Origin of the sequence: Methanopyrus sp. SNP6 (assembly GCF_002201895.1) — an archaeon.
Taxonomy (GTDB): Archaea; JAADCQ01; Methanopyri; order Methanopyrales; family Methanopyraceae; genus Methanopyrus.
In genome coordinates this window covers 539,634-556,494 of the sequence record NZ_CP019436.1, presented here as the reverse complement: position 1 = coordinate 556,494, position 16,861 = coordinate 539,634, and the positions used below count along the sequence as shown (strand labels likewise).

The following is a 16,861-nucleotide window of genomic DNA, read 5'->3' as shown; positions in this document are numbered from 1 at the left end:
TCCATCCCCTCACTTAGGTGGCCCGAAAATCGGTATGATACAGGCGTGGTAGAACACCGCACCGACGAACATTCCTAGCAGATACGCCATCGCCGTCACATTGCCCTCGGCCGCCATAACGTAGTTCCTGAACGGGCAGCCACCCTGGACCACCGATAGGAAACCAACGCCGAGACCTCCCACCACCGTCACCGCCGCGTGAGCGACGAACCCCGGCTTCTTGCCTAGGACGTCACCCGGGATGGCGGACGCTCCCTTGTACAGGAACCATGGGAACTTCTTGATCATGCCCGCGGCTCCGAACACCGACAACCCGAAGAAGGCACCGATGAGGAACCCGATTAGACCCTGCACGAGCCACGTATCGCGTAGTAGGTACACGTCCCGGATTCCACCTATGAAGCACATCGCGGACCGCTGGCCCAAGTAGCCGATCAGCACGCCGAACGCAAGCGTTCCGATGGCGTGCAGGTACTCCGCCAACGATCGTCCCCCCTCACGTCTTTCTCTTGAGGTAGAACTCCGCACCCAATACTACGCCGACGGCTATGGAGATCAATCCGAGAAGTGCCACGACGTCCCCGTACATCGTCCTCAGACTCGTTCGGATCGGGCATCCGCCCATGAAGAGTGCGAAGTTGATGATCAGAAAACCCAGTACGAATCCCACAACCGGGTGGTGAGTCTTCCGAATTCGGAACTCTCCGCGGGCGAACGACGCAATCAGCGCCCCGATGAAGATCCCTACGACGGTCAGCACCGGGAAGGGTTTGGAGACCGGCGCCATCCCGAGCGTGGTTCCCGCGGCGTGGTTCATTATCCAGTTCACCAGGTCCCTGGTGTGACACGCTATACAGATGCTGTACGCCGGTGGTGGGCTGACCTTGAAGACTGCCTGAAGTATCGCGGCGGAGACGCCGGCTACCAACCCCGTAACCAACGGTGATATCCTGGTCATGCTTCAACTCCCCCGGCGCGGCGGGCAGATGTTGTATCCCGTTATAATTAGTACTCTTTCCGGTATCAAAACGATATTAGAGAACTTAATGAAGAGTCCTGTGGTGGTATGAAACTCGGTAATAGCTATCGAACGAACCGCCCAACGACATCAAGGAGGTGCACGTGACGGATCGACCGGGGACAGACCATGCGGGTTCTCGGCGTGGATGCTGGATCCTCCAACCTGAAGTGTGCGATCGTAGAAGACGATTCGCTCGAGGACTACACCGTGGTAGAGTCCACCGGTCCCGTGAAAGAGGTGCTGCGACGTGCCATGGACGAGCTAAGTGCGGACATCGACGAGTTCGACGTCACGGCCGTCACAGGATACGGTAGAGAGGCTCTGAGCGACGAGTTTGACGAGACCGTGCCCGAGCTCCCAGCGGTCGCTCTAGGCGCCTCCAGACTGGTCGAAGGCGCCAGGACGGTGATAGACGTGGGCGGCCAGGATACCAAGGTGATGAAGGTGAAAGACGGCAAGGTCGTGGACTTCCAGGTGAACGACAAGTGCGCTGCCGGTACCGGGAGGTTCGTCGAGAACGTGTGCCGACGGCTCGGGATCGAAATGTCGGAGGTCGACGAACACGTGAACTGCGCGGATGATCCCGTGAAGATCAACTCGATGTGCGCGGTCTTCGCGGAGACTGAGGTGATCTCGCTGGTGAACCGCGGGATCGACGTCGAAAGAATTCTGCTGGGCATCCTCGACTCTGTGGCAGAGCGCGTCGCCACCATGGCTGACAAGGTGTCACCGGAGCCCGAGGTAGTGCTAGTCGGTGGTATGACGCGCTGTCGAGTCTTCACCGAGCTCCTCTCAGACAGGCTGAAGATGAGGATAAATGTGCCGGATGAAGCCCACATAGCTGGAGCATTAGGAGCTGCTTTATGGGTATTAGAGAAATGAATACTAGGTTCATAATCCATTTATAACACGAATGACCATTGAACTCTAAGATTAATAACTTTCAAAAGCTGAAATGATCGCATTGTCTAGGGGGGCTATATGAGTCGTAAGGTGATCAGGGACGTGGTTTGTCCGTTCTGTGGTACGTTGTGTGATGATTTGGAGGTGGTCGTGGAGGACGGTGAGATCGTGGAGGTTCGGCATGCTTGTAGGATTGGTGCTGCGAAGTTCTTGAGTGCGCAGGAGGAGCATCGTCATACGGAACCGATGATCAGGGAGAATGGAGAGTGGAAGAAGATTGACTACGAGGATGCTGCGGAAGAAGCGGCTAGGATACTCGTTGAGGCTAAGTTACCGATCCTGTACGGTTGGTCCGCGACGTTGGTAGAGGCACAGGAGAAGGGTGTTGAACTAGCAGAACTAGTCGGTGGCGTCATCGACAACACGGCCTCAGTGTGACACGGTCCTTCGGTGTTGGGGTTGCAGGATGTTGGTGTTCCGGGGTGTACGTTGGGTGAGGTGAAGAACAGGGCTGATACGGTGATTTACTGGGGTTGTAATCCGATGCATGCTCATCCGCGGCATATGAGTCGGTATCCAGTGTTTGCTAGGGGTTATTTCAGGCCGAAGGGTCGTGGGGATCGTACTGTGATCGTCGTTGACCCGCGGAGGACTGCCACGTCTAGACTGGCTGACGTTTACATACAAGTCAAGCCGAACGAGGATTACGAGTTAATCAGCGCGCTTCGAATGGCTGTTCATGGGCTTGAAATCGAGCGTGAGAAAGTGGCTGGAGTACCGGTAGAACTAGTCTACGAGGTCGCTGACTTGCTCAAGGAGGCTAGCTTTGGTACACTATTCTGGGGAATGGGTTTGACAATGTCTCGCGGTAGGCATCGGAACATTGATAATGCAATCTGCCTAATCAGGGATTTGAACGAGTACTCGAAGTGGACTCTAATCATGATGCGAGGTCATTACAATGTGACTGGGTTCAATGAAGTACTAGCATGGACGACGGGATACCCGTACGCTGTAGACTTCACTAGAGGATACCCGCGGTATAACCCGGGTGAAACGAGTACTGTAGACTTACTAATCAGAGGAGAAGCCGACGCGATGATGGTCATCGCAAGCGACCCAGGCGCACACTTCCCACAAAAAGCAGTAGAACACATGGCTAGAATACCACTCGTATGCATCGACCCACACTGGACGCCAACAGCAGAACTCTCAGACTTATACATACCAGTAGCCATCGCGGGCATAGAATGGGAAGGAACCGCCTACAGAATGGACGCAGTACCAATCAGAATGAAGAAAATAACCGAACCACCAGAACAAATACCCAACGACAAACAAATCCTACAAATGATAATAGAGAAAATAGAGGAGATGGCGTGAGCGGGCCTAAGCGATCGACTCTAGGAACGTCTCGATTCTCGTTTTCAGTTGCCCTACGTCCTCCTCGCTGTAGTCTGATTCAAGTCTCAACGTGGGGATTCCTTCTTCTTTTAGCATACTTTCGATCTTCGAGTGTTCCACAGCGTACGGTTGACAGAATTTAAGGTTATACAGTATCACTCCATCACAGTTCCACTCCTCGTATTTCTTAATAATATCTTCGATCCTCTCGTCATTCGGTGTGAAAATTGCACATTTCGTTTCCATGTACGCTTCTGCGATATTCTTAATCAGATCTTCGACATCGTCTCCTTCCGTGCTGACCTCCCGTTCGAAGTACCTGGTGCCCGTACACGATTCCTCGCAGACTACCACCGCGCCGCAAGACTCCACGATGTGAAGTAGCTTCCAGTGTGGGATCGGCATCGGCGTGCTGGCTACTAGGATTCTCGGTGCTTCCTCGGCGATACCTTCGCCTTCCTCCACACGTTTTTCGAGCTCTTCGTTGAGTTCGTTCACCTTCTTAGTGAATCGATCAACATCATCGTAAAACGCTATTTGAGCTATCAGGTTCGCATCACGTCCACTTATAGGTGCCGGATCGTGCTTCCTAAGCTCGTACAACTTCTTAAGAGCTGCCCGCTTAGCGTTCACACGCTCTATAGCGTCTAATAAAGACTCGTAGGTAATTTCGTTCCCAGATAGTTCCTCTACGAACTCCTTGAATTTGATTAATTGCTCGTACCAGTACTCGAGACCTTCTTCATTTTTCACCTGAGGCATTTCCATCACGTAGACGTCCTTGTGCTCGGACATTATCTCATACATCTTCTTCTTGCCGTCGCAAGTGTTCTCGCCGACGATCACCGTCGCGACTTGGCAGTATGGGCACAGTCTGGATACTAGGAAGCCGAAGGACGACTTGATCAGTGGGCACAGGTCGCGTGGGAGGTACTTCTCGGCGTCCGGGATCGGGAATTCCGATCCACCACATAACCCCATGCAAACACCGCCAGCGGCGAGGACGATCTCCTCCGGCACGTAGACGCAGAACGTCCCCAGGATCGGTTTACCTTCCTCTCTCATCTCGTACAGCTCCTGGACCCGTGTTCCGTGGATATCGGCGACTACCTCATCGAAGTAGGACATACGCTCTGGGCGGTTTTCCTGACTCAGGAAGATCTGCTCGTACGTCTCCGGCAGGGCTTCGAGCAACTTATCATGCCGCTCTAGGTCGATTCCGAGTTCTTTCCAAATATCTCTAATATCCAATAGGATCCCTTCAACTTGGTACTTTCTCACTCATTATTAAATCGAATTCCTGCATTATACTAATGGAGTTCGCAATTAAATATGACCATTAGCTAACCTCATACCTATTGAAGATCGTAGGGAACAAATCCGAATACCTATCACGTGGAGTCAGATTGGGGGCGATCCGGATGGTCGAGTACGACGAGGAGTTGGACGTCCGGGGTAAGATCTGTCCTATGCCCGTGCTCGAAACCAGGAAGAAGCTGGATGATATGAGCGAAGGGGAAGTCCTGAAGGTCGTCGGCGATTACCCTCCCGCGAAGGACAATATCAGGAGGTTCGCCGAGGAGAACGGGCACGAGATCTTAGACGTGGAAGAAGAGGAGGATCACTTCGTGATCTACATCAGGAAGAAGGGCTAGCCCGCCATTGATATAGCATCCTTTTCGGGCCAATCCCTAGGGGGTACCGATTGGCGGAGAAGAACGAGGAGCGGGAAGTCGGTGTAGAGAGGGCTTCCTCGGAGGAGCTGAAGGAAACAGGTGGTAAGACGAGGGAGGAACTCATCAAGGAGGCCGCAGAGGAAGTCGAGATGACCGAGGCAGGTCGTATAGAACGTGCCGACTACGCCGTATGTTCCGCGTGCGGTGGACCGATCGCTCCCGGCGAACGTGCGGTTTCCCACCCGTGCCCGAAGTGCGGTGAGGTCGTGATCACCAGGTGTCAGAAGTGCAGGAGGTTGGGCAACCGGTACCAGTGTCCCAACTGCGGTTTCATAGGTCCTTAAGGGGGTGATAGCGGTGTCGAAGGTACTCGTGGACCTGAAAGTCCTTCCTGAGAGTGCCGATGTGGACTACGAGGAGTTCAAGGAGGCCATCCGCGAGAAGCTCGAGTCCATAGACGTGGTGGACTCCATCGAGGGTATGGAGGAAGAACCCATAGCCTTCGGGCTGAAAGCGATCAGAGTGAAGGTGGTAGTGCCGGACGCCGAGGGAGGTACCGACGCGCTCGAAGACGCTCTCAAGGAGGTCGACGAGGTCAATCAGGTCGAGGTGGTGAGTGCCAGTCGCACCCTCTGAGCGCCCTGCGGGAGAACGTTATTAGAGTCGAAACATTTGCGCTTCTTGCACGCTCCTGGAGAAAGTAGTTTCCGACCTTCCCGAACGCGTCCTTCGGCGACTATGTCGTCTGAACGACGCGGACATCTTGATGATACGAGGCTTGAGTACTCGTTCGAATGTGACTTAATTGTACTGGTGACTGTCGTGGAAGTTCAGAGTCGATGGTAAAATCGCCCTCGAATCGTGATTACTACACGACATCGGTTACGGAATCTCGAGATGCCCGCTCTGTAAGCTCGACCCGGGCGGCCACTGTAATCACCGGGAGCGAGCTCTTGGAAGAGACGAACATCGACCCCGAGGTTGTTCGGGCTGTCAGGGCGTCGTATGCTCCCCTTACGGCCCTACGCCTGGAACTGGGATGGCGCATGTGCTTCGGACAAGTTTGGGGTGTCGTCCTTCCTAGGCGAATCCGGTACTCAAGCGCGTCGTGAGCGCGATTTACACGCTCTCGTGACCGCATCGTGGATCCCTTGGGCCAGTATAGGCTCCTCGAGTGAGAGCAAGTAGTCGCCCTCGACACCGAACTTACCCAAGAAAAACTCGCGGCGGTCCGCTGAGAGCACTATTAAGGTGTCTCGGGGTTCAATATCGACTGTTACTTTCACGTCGGGTTCCAGTTCGTCCGCGACCTCGGACCCCTCCTTAGCCCTGAGGACCATCGAGCCTTTCATCCGCCGAAGCGACTCCAGGAGCCAGCGTGGCAGATTGCGGCCTAGGTGGACGATGCATACTATATCTTCCGACGATCTCAGCACTTCTGCGAGCGTCTCCCTGGCGGATTTACCGTGATACGTGCGGGCCACGGTCTCCCGTTCCGCTCTGTACATCTCGGAAAGTTTCCTCACGGCGACCTTGGCATGCTCCTCCAGCTCACGTTGGATCCTGTTCAGCTCCCGCTCCAGGGCTCGCCTCACCGCGACGTCCGGGGACACCGGTCGATAGGTAGTAGGTCTGATGCTTCGATCGGCTTCCACCCATCCCTTGTCCTCCAGCGATCGAAGGACGGAGTAAACCTTTGAGTACGGAATTCCGACCCCCTCACTCACCTCCCGTGCGTTGGCCTCACCAGCGCGAACCAGGTACAGGTATACCCGTGCCTCTCGCTCGGACAATCCTAGTTCGGAAAGATGTTTCAGGAGGGACACGGGCGTTAGAGCTCCCTCACCTTATCCAGCAGTATCTTCCGCTCTACCCGGGCTACGATCCGCCGGATCTGGGACACCGCGTCGATGTTCGCAGAAATGCTGTCGATGCCCGCTTTCACTAGTATTTCGGCCATCTTCGGGTCGCTACCCGCCTGACCGCAGATGCTAGTCTTCACTCCGGCCTCCTTACACTCGTTGATGACGTGTTTGATCAGCCGAAGTACTGCCGGGTGCTTTTCGTCGTAGAGATATGCCACCTTGTCGTTGTTCCTGTCGACCGCCAACGTGTACTGGGTGAGGTCGTTGGTGCCAAGGCTCACGAAGTCTAGACCTACTTCAATGAATTCGTCGATCAGTACCGCGGCGGCCGGCGTCTCCACCATCATTCCGAACTCGACCTTGCGATGCGGTTTGAGCCCCACTTCCTTAGCAATCCGCTTGGCGCGGCGCAGTTCTTCAGGATGCTGTACTAGCGGGATCATCACGCCGATGTTATCGTAACCTTCCTGGTGGAGACGACGGATAGCCTCGAACTGACACTCGAGGGTCTCTCGCTCCTCGAGATCGCGACGAATGCCTCTCCAACCGAGCATCGGATTGGCCTCTTCTGGCTCCCGCTCACCGCCCTCGAGCTCGCGGAATTCATCGGTCGGAGCGTCCAGGGTTCTAACCCACACGGGCTTCGGGTAGAAGGCGTCCGCGACCTTGCGGATTCCATCCATCAGCACTTGAACCAGTTTTTCGCGCTCACCCTCCTCAATGAGATTGCGCGGGTGTACTCCCACGCCCAGGATCATGTGCTCGATACGGAGCAGTCCGACACCGTCGGCTCCCGTCTTGGCGGCACGCTTCGCGGCTTCGGGCATGCTGACGTTAACCTTGATCTCCGTAGCGGTTACGGGCTCAGCAGCCGGGCGCTCCACCACGATCTCCTTCTCTTCCCGCTCCTCTTCTTCCTCCTCGGCACGGAGGACCTTGCGCACGTCACCCTCGTACACCACTCCACGCTCTCCGTCGACCGTTACCACCTGTCCTTCCTCGAGGACCTCCGTGGCGTTGCCCGTACCGACCACACACGGGATTCCCAGCTCTCGCGACACGATCGCTGCGTGGCACGTGATACCTCCTTCGTCCGTGACTATGGCCGACGCCTTCCGCATTGCCGGGACCATGTCCGGTGTGGTCATCTTGGTGACCAAGACGTCTCCTTCCTCCATCCTGTCAATATCGTCCACGTCCATCACGATCTTGACTTCGCCCGTACCGATCCCCGGGCTAGCCCCTAAGCCGCGGACGAGGATCTTGCCCTCTAACTCCTCCGTCTCTACCTTTTTCTCTTCCCTCTCCTCCTCTGGTATCGTGGTGACCGGACGCGACTGCAGCACGTACACCTCGCCTCCCTCAATGGCCCACTCGATATCCTGCGGGAACCCGTAGTGCTCCTCCACGGCTACTCCGATCTCTGCCAGTTCCTTGATCTCTTCGTCCGTCAGCTTCCTAGCGTCGCGTTTATCCTCGGGTACTTCGGCCTTGACAGTCTCCCCGGTCTCTGGGTCCTTTGTGTACATCCACTCCTGCTCGGATATCTGCTCCTCGATGACTTCGAACGTGTTCTTGTCGACGATGTAAGTGTCGGGAGTGACTTCCCCACTGACTACGGCTTCACCAAGACCCCACACGACTTCGATCACCATCTTGTCCCGATCGCCGGTGTAAGGGTGGACCGTGAACATCACTCCCGACTTTTTCGAGTCCACCATCTTCTGGACGACGACGGCGATCGAAACGTCTAGATGCTCGAACCCTTGCTCCTCCCGATAAGCTACGGCTCGAGGGGTGAACAGGGACGCCCAACACTTTTGCACGTACTTCACTACGTCCTCCTCGCCTCGGACGTTCAAGAACGTCTCCTGCTGGCCCGCGAAAGACGCTTCCGGTAAGTCCTCAGCCGTCGCTGACGAGCGAACTGCCACGAACTCCTCCTCTTTGCCGACCTTCTCGCAGAGCTCTCGGTAGGCTTTCACGATCTCTTCACGGATCTCCTCCGGCATCTCGGCCTCAACGATCAACCTCTGAATCTCCTTCGTGGCCTCCTGAAGTTCGTCGTTGTCGGACAGATCGTGGGAGGAAAGTATTTCTTTTATCTTCTCCTCCAGACCAGTGCGCTCGAGGAACTCGTTGTAGGCCGTGGACAGTACCACGAAGCCGGGCGGGACCGGGAGTCCCGCCTGCGTCATCTCGCCCAGGTTCGCACCCTTACCTCCGGCGACGTCGACGTCATCCTTTGATATTTCCTCGAACCACCGGACGTACTTCACGGTGGGCACCCCTCAGCACGACCGGTATCGCATCAGTCCCGAACTAGTTCTTCACCCTTGTCGACCACGATGGTGAACGGGAACGGGAACTTCATGCCCGCGCGGCGCAGGGCTTCCTTGGCATGCTCGAAGTTCTCCGAGTCGATCCTGACAGTCACCACGCGCTGACCTTCACGCACCCTGGCTGCCGTACCGATCGGCTTCCCGAAGGCCAGTCGCATTCCCTCCTGAACTCTGTCCGCTCCGGCCCCCGTTGCCAGTGGGTTCTCGCGCAGAACATGGTGTGGGTACACTCGGATCTTCAGGTGGTAGTTCTGCCTACCCACGGTCTTGGTCAGGTAACGGTTCGCGGCGACACGGGCCGCCTCGAGCGCGTTGTGCGTGACCTGAGCGCGTTCCCTGGCCACCAGTGACACCTCTACGTCGAAGTCACCCGACGGATTCCCCATGTCGAACTGCCTTATTTTCGGGTCCGGTACTCCCTTGATGTATTCCCTTCGCGTGTACGCCGGACCCTTCCACTCCCGGTAGATCCGGGCTGGACGGTTCACCATCGCTACCTACCCCCCGCCACCCGCTTCGTAGAGGTTTTAAAACGGTAACGTGCCTGCTACGCTTGGGGATGATCGTATGCGTGTTAGCGCCATCACGACCCTTCTAGTAGCAATGGTAGTGACTCCAATCGCCTCGGCTGCGGAACTCCAGGTATCGGTGGATACTGGGACCACATTTACGACGACCGTCGATCCGTCCGCGGGCGCGGGTGTCGACACCGGCGCATCCGATACGACGTCGACGTCCGCGAACGTCACGACGACAGTGCCTCCGGAGTACTACAGTCTCGCCAGCAACCTGACGCAGTCGCTATGTGATGCGTTGTACAACTGCACCGCAGCTGTGATCGATTACCTCCGCGGTCAAGCGTACCACGAGCCAGTACGACCCGAGGACCTAGTAGCCGCCGTAGTACTGTCCTCGTTCAAGGCGGTGCTGAACCAGAAACTGCACGGGGAATCCTTCCAAAAGCCGCTGAACGAGTTTCACCTGGCTCTGGTCCGGTTTATCGGCCCGAACTCGACTGTGATGCAGTTCCTCAGTACGGTGACGGCTGAGCTCCAGGAGAACCTGAAACTGATGATCCGATCGTTCGATCCGATAGCGAGGTTCTACGACGCCATCGACACCGCATCGAAATGTGCTAATAACGACAAAGAGGAAAAGGCCTACAGCAACGCCAGGAACGAGTTGGACAACATGGTAACTAACCTGGCCAAATACGTCGCCGACATATTCTGCATGTTCTTATCTAAGGCCTTTCCCTTCGGGCTCCTGTCCTAGAGTCCAGCTTTCCCTCCAATCTCCCCGATTTCGGCCTCCAATATCCCAACGCTTATAACCCGAACATCGTGTGACCGGGCGTGGCCACAACGGCATAGGGGGTGAAAACGTGGAGGACAGTGAGGGCGTCAGGATAGGCGTGTTCGTGTGCCACTGCGGTGTGAACATCAAGGCGTCCGTCGACGTCGAAGAGGTAGTCGAGTACGCCAAGAAGCTGCCCGGCGTCGTGTACGCGACTGACTACCCGTTCTTCTGCGCCGATCCGGGTCAGGAGATCATCCAGGAAGCCATCAAGGAACACGACCTCGATCGAGTAGTCGTGGCTGCCTGTACCCCGAAGATCCACGAGAACACGTTCAGGAACTGTGTCAAGGAGGCCGGGTTGTCACCGTACTACATGGAGATGGTCAACATCCGGGAGCACTGCTCGTTCGTACACATGCAGGAGCCGGAGGAGGCCACGGAGAAGGCCAAGGACTTGATTCGGGCGGCGGTGGAGCGCGCTAAGCGGCTAGAGGACGTACCGACGAAGGAGGTGGAGGTCGAGAACAGCGTCCTCATCATCGGTGGTGGTATTGCCGGGATCCAGGCGGCCCTGGACCTCGCGGATCAGGGCTTCAAGGTGTATCTGGTGGAGAAGGAGCCGACGATCGGAGGTAACATGGCGCGGCTGGCGAAGACGTTCCCGACCGACGACTGCGCCATGTGAATCCTGGCTCCGAAGATGGTGCAGGTGGGTAACCATCCGAACATCGAGCTGATCACCTACGCCGAGATCAAGGACGTGGACGGCTACATCGGCAACTTCGAGGTAACGATCGAGAAGAAACCGCGGTACGTGGACGAGGACGCGTGCACGGGATGCGGAGTCTGTGCGGAGGTATGTCCGATCGAGGTGCCCAACGAGTTCGACCTAGGGCTCGGTACCAGGAAGGCGATTTACGTGCCGTTCCCGCAGGCGATGCCGCTGGTGTACACGATCGACGAGGAGCACTGTATCAAGTGCGGCCTCTGCGAAGAGGCGTGCCCGCAGGACCCGCCGGCGATAGACTTCGACCAAAAGCCTGAGGAGATAAGGCTGAAGGTCGGCACGATCATCGTCGCGACCGGTTACGAGGAGTTCGACGCGAGCAAGCTCGAGGAGTACGGCTACGGCAAGTACGACAACGTGATCACTACGCTGGAGCTGGAGCGGATGATCAACCCGGCCGGTCCGACAGAGGGTCACGTGATCCGACCGAGCGACGGCAAGGAGCCGCACAGGATCGTGTTCATCCACTGCGTCGGATCGCGGTGCCCGGGCAAGGAGGAGAAGGGCGAAGCGTACTGCAGCAGGATCTGCTGTATGTTCATCCTCAAGAACGCGCAGCTGATCAAGCAGCACGAGCCGGATGCCGAGGTCTACTGCTGCTACATGGACGTGCGGGCGTTCGGTAAGGGTTACGAGGAGTACTACGAGCGCGCCCAGAAGCAGTTCGGTGTGCGGTTCATCCGAGGTAGGCCGGCCGAGATAGTCGAGGATCCTGAGACCAAGAACCTCATCGTGCGTGTCGAGGACACGCTCACCGGCGAGCCGATGGAGATCGAGGCTGACCTCGTGGTGCTGGGCTGCGGCCTAGTAGCGCCGGAGGAGACGTACTCCAAGCTCGCCGACATCCTGGGCATCGACAGGTCGCCGGACGGGTTCTTCAAGGAGCTACACCCGAAGCTGGAGCCGGTCAGCACGAAGGTTCGCGGCGTCCAGATCGCCGGTGTGGCGCAAGGTCCGAAGGACATCCCGGACACTGTAGCCCAAGCGAAGGGCGCCGCCAGCGAGGCCAGTATCCCGATGTCCCAGGGCAAGGTCGAGATCGAGCTGATCACAGCGACCGTGGACGAGGACGTCTGCGGCGGCTGCGGAGCGTGCGCACAGGTGTGTCCGTTCGATGCCATCGAAATGGTGGAGAAGGACGGTAAGAGAGTTGCCGAGGTGCAGGACGTGGCCTGTCAGGGCTGTGGACAGTGCGCCGCCGCGTGCCCGAGCGGTGCCATGCAGCTACGCTACTACCGGGATGAGCAGTTGACGCCGCAGATCGAGGCGCTGCTGTCGGAAGCACTCGAGGAGGAAGAAGAGGAGTAACGGAAGGCCTCAAGATCACGAGTCCCCCGATGACCCCGCCCCCGAAGGGCGAAAGCCCAGGGGGCGGGGGATGGGGTCTCACGCCCGGCGCGAATCGTTATGATATTCGTAACAATTTACGGTGTGGGACCGCCGGGTTTTAACGCTTCCTCAGGATCGACACGCCGACACTCCGACAGGGGGTGTCGCCATTGACCGTGCGTGCCGGTGTGATCGGTGTCGGCATGATGGGGTCGCACCATGCCCGGGTGTACCATGAGCTCGAAGAGACGGAGTTAGTGGCGGTTTGTGACGTCAACGAGCGCAGGGTCAAGGAGGTCGCCAAGAAGTACGACGTTAACTGGTACACCGACCATCGGAAGATGTTCCGAGAGGAGAACTTGGACGGCGTCAGTGTCTGCGTCCCGACGAAGTATCACGCGGAGATAGCCGTTGACGCGCTGGAAGCGGGCGTGCACGTTCTCGTCGAGAAACCGATCGCCGATACGATCGAGAACGCCAGGCGCATCATAGACGCCGCTGAGGACCACGGGTTGAAGCTCGCGGTCGGCCATATCGAGCGGTTCAATCCGAGCGTGATGAAAGCTAAGGAGGTAGTCTCGAGGGGTGACTTGGGTGATATCGTAGTTATGTCGGCTAAGCGGGTCGGTCCGTATCCACCCAGGATCCGGGACGTAGGTGTCATCGTGGACCTTGCCGTGCACGACATCGACGTGATGCGCTACTTAGCTGAGACAGATGTGGAAGAGGTGTACGCCACGGCCGGCTCTGCCATCACACGAACTCGGGAAGATTATGCCGAGGTCATGCTCCGGTTCGATGGAGATCCTACTGGACTGATAGAAGTGAACTGGCTCACCCCGTATAAGGAACGGAGGCTAGAGGTGACAGGTCGGGAGGCTATCCTGGAGATTCAGTACATAGAACAGGAGCTCCGGTTGATGGATCGGGAGGGTGTTAAACGGTTCAATATACGGAAGGAAGAACCCCTGAAACTGGAGCTTCGGGACTTTGCCGAGTCTATATTAGAAAATCGAGATCCCCTCGTCGACGGCGAGGCTGGACTTCAAGCTCTCCGCACGGCCGTGGCGGCCCTCAAGTCTGTGAAGGAGGATCGACCCGTCTCGCTAGAAGAAGTCGAATGACCGAGCTTTCCCCATAACCGACAATATTATAAAACGGGGATCGGCCGGGTCGTCGCGAAACGAAACCGGGGGAGGTTCCCGTGGCGAAGGAGAAGGAGCACATTAACCTCGCGTTCATCGGCCACGTAGACCACGGTAAGTCCACCCTGGTCGGTCGATTGTTGTACGACACCGGTGTGATCGAAGACAAGGATCTGGGTGAAGGAGAAGACAAGTTCAGAGTTATCATGGACACGCTCGAGGAGGAGCGGGAGCGAGGTGTAACGATCGACTTAGCTCACACCAAGTTCGAGACCGACAACTACGAGTTCACCATCGTGGACTGCCCAGGACATCGAGACTTCGTTAAGAACATGATCACCGGTGCGAGCCAAGCCGACGCTGCAATCCTGGTAGTGGCCACGGACGACGGTGTGATGCCTCAGACCAAGGAGCACGCGTTCCTGGCCAAGACGCTAGGTATCGACCAGCTCATCGTGGCAATCAACAAGATGGACCTCGTGGACTACGATGAGGACAGGTACGAGGAGGTCAAGCAGGAGGTCGCCGAGCTCCTAAAGACTATCGGTTACAACGTCGACGAGATCCCGTTCATCCCGATCAGCGCCTTCGAAGGCGACAACGTGGTCGAGAAGAGCGACAACACACCGTGGTACGACGGTCCGACTCTGCTGGAGGCGCTAGACGACCTGGAACCGCCCAAGAAGCCGATTGACAAGCCGCTGCGGATCCCGATCCAGGACGTGTACTCGATCACCGGTGTCGGTACCGTGCCGGTGGGTCGGGTTGAGACAGGAGTACTCGAGGTGGGCGACACCGTCCGGTTTGAGCCGGCCTACACGGCCACCGGAGGACGGAAGGGAGAGGGTGAGGTCAGGAGCATCGAGATGCACCACGAGGAGATCGAGCGCGCCGAGCCGGGCGACAACATCGGTTTCAACGTGAAGGGCGTGGGTAAGAACGACATCAGCCGCGGTGACGTAGCCTGTCACCCCGACGAGCCGGCTACCGTGGTTACGCCGGACGACACCTTCATCGCGCAGATCGTGGTCCTACAGCACCCGAGCGCGATCACCGCAGGTTACACACCGGTATTCCACTGTCACACCGCCCAGGTGGCCTGCAAGTTCGAGGAACTCATCGAGAAGATCGATCCGGCTACCGGTGAGGTAATCGAAGAGAACCCGGACTTCCTGAAGACCGGAGAGGCCGCGAAGGTGCGCATCCGGCCGACGAAGCCGATGGTCATCGAGGAGGTCAGCTTCATCCCACAGCTTGGCCGGTTCGCCATCAGAGACATGGGTCAGACGGTGGCCGCCGGAATGTGCGTGAAGATCGAGAAGGAAGAGTGAGCTTTCTTCCCCTCGAGATAATTCTCTTCCGGGAGGTGTCGTGATGGCCCAGGAAGTACGCCTGCGCCTGTCGAGTACCGATCACCACAAACTCGAGGAGGTCTGTGAGCGGATCAAGAAGGTCGTTGAGGAAACCGGTGCTCAGATGTCTGGTCCCATCCCACTGCCGACTAAACGACTTCTGGTTCCGACACGGAAGTCTCCGGACGGTGAAGGTAAGGCTACTTGGGACAAGTGGGAGATGCGCATTCACAAGCGGTTGATCGATATTAAAGGCGATGAGCGTACGATCCGACGGCTAATGCGTATACACGTCCCCGAAGAGGTGCACGTGGAGATCATCATGAAGTGAACCGATACCCCCGGACGCAATCGTTAAAGTAACCGTAACGTTGTCCCCGCGTGCGCACCGTCGGGCCCGTGGGAGACCGCGCTTGCGCTTGAGAGTTGGCGATGAAGCCCGCAGTCAGGATTATCGGCTGAGCTCCACGAGCGTTCTCTCCCACGCCGTGAATGAGGGACACACGGAGCAGCCCAACCTGTAGAACCCGATCTCGTACAGTTCGCTCACGGGTAGACCCAATCGGAACAACGTCCCGAGCACCTCGGCTCCTCCCCACCCTTTCACGGGGTTAACTTCGGGCACGTCGAGCAGACGGTTCCTATGGACCGGCGGCCTCAATCTCCTCCTACGGCTCTCCGCATCTCGATCCCCCACGACCAACAGGACATCTCCCTCCAAATCCTTCAGCACTTTCTTGATCCCGGAAAGCTTCACACCGGTGCACCATCGGTTCTCATGGGTAGGCTTCCGCTCCCTCAACCCACGCTCAAACGCATCGGAAACGTCTACGTGCTTAATGTCGACTCCCAACGCTGCTCCGACGTCTTCGACGACGTCTCTTCCCAGGTCGTATCCGGTATCCACGTACACGGCTTCGACGTCTATTCCTAATCGGTCCGCCGTTTCGACGGCTATCGCTAAGCAGCACGTGCTGTCCTTCCCCCCGCTGACCGGCACGAGTAGGACATCGAACTCTCCCGCTACTCCACCTAGGGAATCCACTGCGTCCTCGAACAGGTTTTCCAGCGTCTCGCAGTTCTCACGGACGAACGCCTTAAGATCGAAGGGTTCCCCGTTCCCGAGCACGCTTACGCTCGGTTTACCCTCGTCCGGCATGAGGATCCTGAGGATCGGCCTACCGGAGGCGTCGTAGAGTACTTCTTCCGGTGGGTTCCCCGGCTTTCGGAGCGAGAAGTACGCACCGTTATGTAACTCCTCCTCCGTTAGCTCAGCGATCGTTTCGGTGAATTTGCCCCACCGAAGCATGGTATCCGCGTCCTGATTCTCGGTCAGTAACCTCCCCCGTCGGAGCTCCGGTACCCGTCTGAAAGCCACGCTCAGGCGCGGGGCGGCACGCCCTAACTCGATACTGTCCACGATCTCGGTCAGCCTGGCGTTCCGGACCTCCGCCTTGCCCACGTTTACCGCCGACCATCCCTCCATCCAAACCACACGCCCACGGCCGGAGTAACTACGCCGGCCCAGAAGGAGTACCTTCCACATCGCGTCGGAATCTTCGAACCGTTCACGCGCTAAACCGACAATCCACGACGGATTGCGTTCACCTCCGAGCGTTTCCACTCTCCACTCCCAGTCCGGGTAATATCGCTCCAATGCCGATTCCACAGCCGACGCATCCTTCCGTGCCCTCACCAGTACGTGCAGGTGCACTCTACCTTCCAACTTTTAACCCCC

At 57.4% G+C, this 16,861-nt stretch carries 17 protein-coding genes; 10 read left to right on the top strand and 7 right to left on the bottom strand.

Annotated elements, in window-relative coordinates; all coding sequences use genetic code 11:
* Positions 1-9: 9 nt before the first annotated feature.
* Both BW921_RS03085 and BW921_RS03080 read right to left on the bottom strand, forming a co-directional pair.
* The gene (locus tag BW921_RS03085) at positions 10-483 is read right to left on the bottom strand and encodes a YeeE/YedE thiosulfate transporter family protein (protein WP_148688526.1); all 474 of its coding nucleotides are present in this window, start codon (positions 481-483) and stop codon (positions 10-12) included.
* 13 nt (positions 484-496) lie between these two features.
* Positions 497-958: a YeeE/YedE thiosulfate transporter family protein gene (locus BW921_RS03080; RefSeq protein WP_148688525.1), complete on the bottom strand. Its 462-nt coding sequence runs from the start codon at positions 956-958 to the stop codon at positions 497-499.
* Positions 959-1,147: 189 nt separating this feature from the next.
* On the opposite strand from BW921_RS03080, the gene BW921_RS03075 reads away from it, so the two are divergent.
* Both BW921_RS03075 and BW921_RS03070 read left to right on the top strand, forming a co-directional pair.
* Complete coding sequence (locus BW921_RS03075; protein WP_148688524.1) at positions 1,148-1,903, top strand: acyl-CoA dehydratase activase; 756 nt, start codon at positions 1,148-1,150, stop codon at positions 1,901-1,903.
* A gap of 99 nt (positions 1,904-2,002) precedes the next feature.
* Positions 2,003-3,307 (top strand): formylmethanofuran dehydrogenase subunit B, encoded by a 1,305-nt coding sequence (locus tag BW921_RS03070; protein WP_148688523.1) that lies wholly within the window; start codon positions 2,003-2,005, stop codon positions 3,305-3,307.
* A 6-nt stretch (positions 3,308-3,313) separates the two neighbouring features.
* Here BW921_RS03070 and BW921_RS03065 read toward each other — a convergent pair whose 3' ends face one another.
* On the bottom strand, positions 3,314-4,609 hold the full coding sequence (locus tag BW921_RS03065) for a double-cubane-cluster-containing anaerobic reductase (protein ID WP_236953767.1): 1,296 nt from the start codon (positions 4,607-4,609) through the stop codon (positions 3,314-3,316).
* Between the two features lie 140 nt (positions 4,610-4,749).
* Between BW921_RS03065 and BW921_RS03060 the strand changes: the two genes are divergently transcribed.
* From BW921_RS03060 to BW921_RS03050, 3 genes are read left to right on the top strand one after another with little or no spacing between them, the layout of a single operon-like run.
* Positions 4,750-4,983 carry a sulfurtransferase TusA family protein gene (locus BW921_RS03060; protein WP_088335428.1) on the top strand — a complete coding sequence of 78 codons (234 nt, stop codon included), beginning with the start codon at positions 4,750-4,752 and terminating at the stop codon, positions 4,981-4,983.
* Positions 4,984-5,033: 50 nt separating this feature from the next.
* Entirely contained in the window at positions 5,034-5,348 is a 315-nt protein-coding gene (locus BW921_RS07885; RefSeq protein ID WP_210400491.1) for a zinc finger domain-containing protein, read from the top strand.
* 13 nt (positions 5,349-5,361) lie between these two features.
* Positions 5,362-5,640, top strand: a complete 279-nt coding sequence (locus BW921_RS03050; protein WP_148688522.1) for an elongation factor 1-beta — start codon at positions 5,362-5,364, stop codon at positions 5,638-5,640.
* A gap of 461 nt (positions 5,641-6,101) precedes the next feature.
* On the opposite strand, the gene BW921_RS03045 is transcribed toward BW921_RS03050, so the two are convergent.
* The 3 genes from BW921_RS03045 to BW921_RS03035 are packed head-to-tail and all read right to left on the bottom strand — an operon-like array spanning position 6,102 to position 9,702.
* Entirely contained in the window at positions 6,102-6,830 is a 729-nt protein-coding gene (locus BW921_RS03045; protein WP_148688521.1) for a TrmB family transcriptional regulator, read from the bottom strand.
* Positions 6,831-6,835: 5 nt separating this feature from the next.
* A complete protein-coding gene (gene ppsA, locus BW921_RS03040) occupies positions 6,836-9,148 on the bottom strand; it encodes a phosphoenolpyruvate synthase (RefSeq protein ID WP_148688520.1) in 2,313 nt (770 codons plus the stop codon).
* A 32-nt stretch (positions 9,149-9,180) separates the two neighbouring features.
* Positions 9,181-9,702: a 50S ribosomal protein L16 gene (locus BW921_RS03035; protein ID WP_088335414.1), complete on the bottom strand. Its 522-nt coding sequence runs from the start codon at positions 9,700-9,702 to the stop codon at positions 9,181-9,183.
* A 76-nt stretch (positions 9,703-9,778) separates the two neighbouring features.
* Between BW921_RS03035 and BW921_RS03030 the strand changes: the two genes are divergently transcribed.
* From BW921_RS03030 to rpsJ, 5 genes are all read left to right on the top strand, one after another.
* Positions 9,779-10,486, top strand: a complete 708-nt coding sequence (locus BW921_RS03030; RefSeq protein WP_148688519.1) for a hypothetical protein — start codon at positions 9,779-9,781, stop codon at positions 10,484-10,486.
* Between the two features lie 109 nt (positions 10,487-10,595).
* Positions 10,596-12,605 (top strand): CoB--CoM heterodisulfide reductase iron-sulfur subunit A family protein, encoded by a 2,010-nt coding sequence (locus BW921_RS03025; protein ID WP_148688518.1) that lies wholly within the window; start codon positions 10,596-10,598, stop codon positions 12,603-12,605.
* A 191-nt stretch (positions 12,606-12,796) separates the two neighbouring features.
* Positions 12,797-13,750 (top strand): UDP-N-acetylglucosamine 3-dehydrogenase, encoded by a 954-nt coding sequence (locus BW921_RS03020; protein WP_148688517.1) that lies wholly within the window; start codon positions 12,797-12,799, stop codon positions 13,748-13,750.
* A gap of 80 nt (positions 13,751-13,830) precedes the next feature.
* Complete coding sequence (tuf, locus tag BW921_RS03015; RefSeq protein ID WP_148688516.1) at positions 13,831-15,102, top strand: translation elongation factor EF-1 subunit alpha; 1,272 nt, start codon at positions 13,831-13,833, stop codon at positions 15,100-15,102.
* Positions 15,103-15,145: 43 nt separating this feature from the next.
* Complete coding sequence (gene rpsJ / locus BW921_RS03010) at positions 15,146-15,454, top strand: 30S ribosomal protein S10 (protein WP_088335404.1); 309 nt, start codon at positions 15,146-15,148, stop codon at positions 15,452-15,454.
* Positions 15,455-15,574: 120 nt separating this feature from the next.
* On the opposite strand, the gene BW921_RS03005 is transcribed toward rpsJ, so the two are convergent.
* Positions 15,575-16,849 carry a phosphoadenosine phosphosulfate reductase family protein gene (locus tag BW921_RS03005; protein WP_148688515.1) on the bottom strand — a complete coding sequence of 425 codons (1,275 nt, stop codon included), beginning with the start codon at positions 16,847-16,849 and terminating at the stop codon, positions 15,575-15,577.
* Between the last annotated feature and the right edge of the window lie 12 nt (positions 16,850-16,861).

Coding starts and splice junctions, on each gene's coding strand:
- BW921_RS03035 (WP_088335414.1), bottom strand. CDS start 9,702: ATGGTGAACCGTCCAGCCCGGATCTACCGGGAGTGGAAGGGTCCGGCG.
- BW921_RS03080 (WP_148688525.1), bottom strand. CDS start 958: ATGACCAGGATATCACCGTTGGTTACGGGGTTGGTAGCCGGCGTCTCC.
- BW921_RS03075 (WP_148688524.1), top strand. CDS start 1,148: ATGCGGGTTCTCGGCGTGGATGCTGGATCCTCCAACCTGAAGTGTGCG.
- BW921_RS03030 (WP_148688519.1), top strand. CDS start 9,779: ATGCGTGTTAGCGCCATCACGACCCTTCTAGTAGCAATGGTAGTGACT.
- rpsJ (WP_088335404.1), top strand. CDS start 15,146: ATGGCCCAGGAAGTACGCCTGCGCCTGTCGAGTACCGATCACCACAAA.
- BW921_RS03060 (WP_088335428.1), top strand. CDS start 4,750: ATGGTCGAGTACGACGAGGAGTTGGACGTCCGGGGTAAGATCTGTCCT.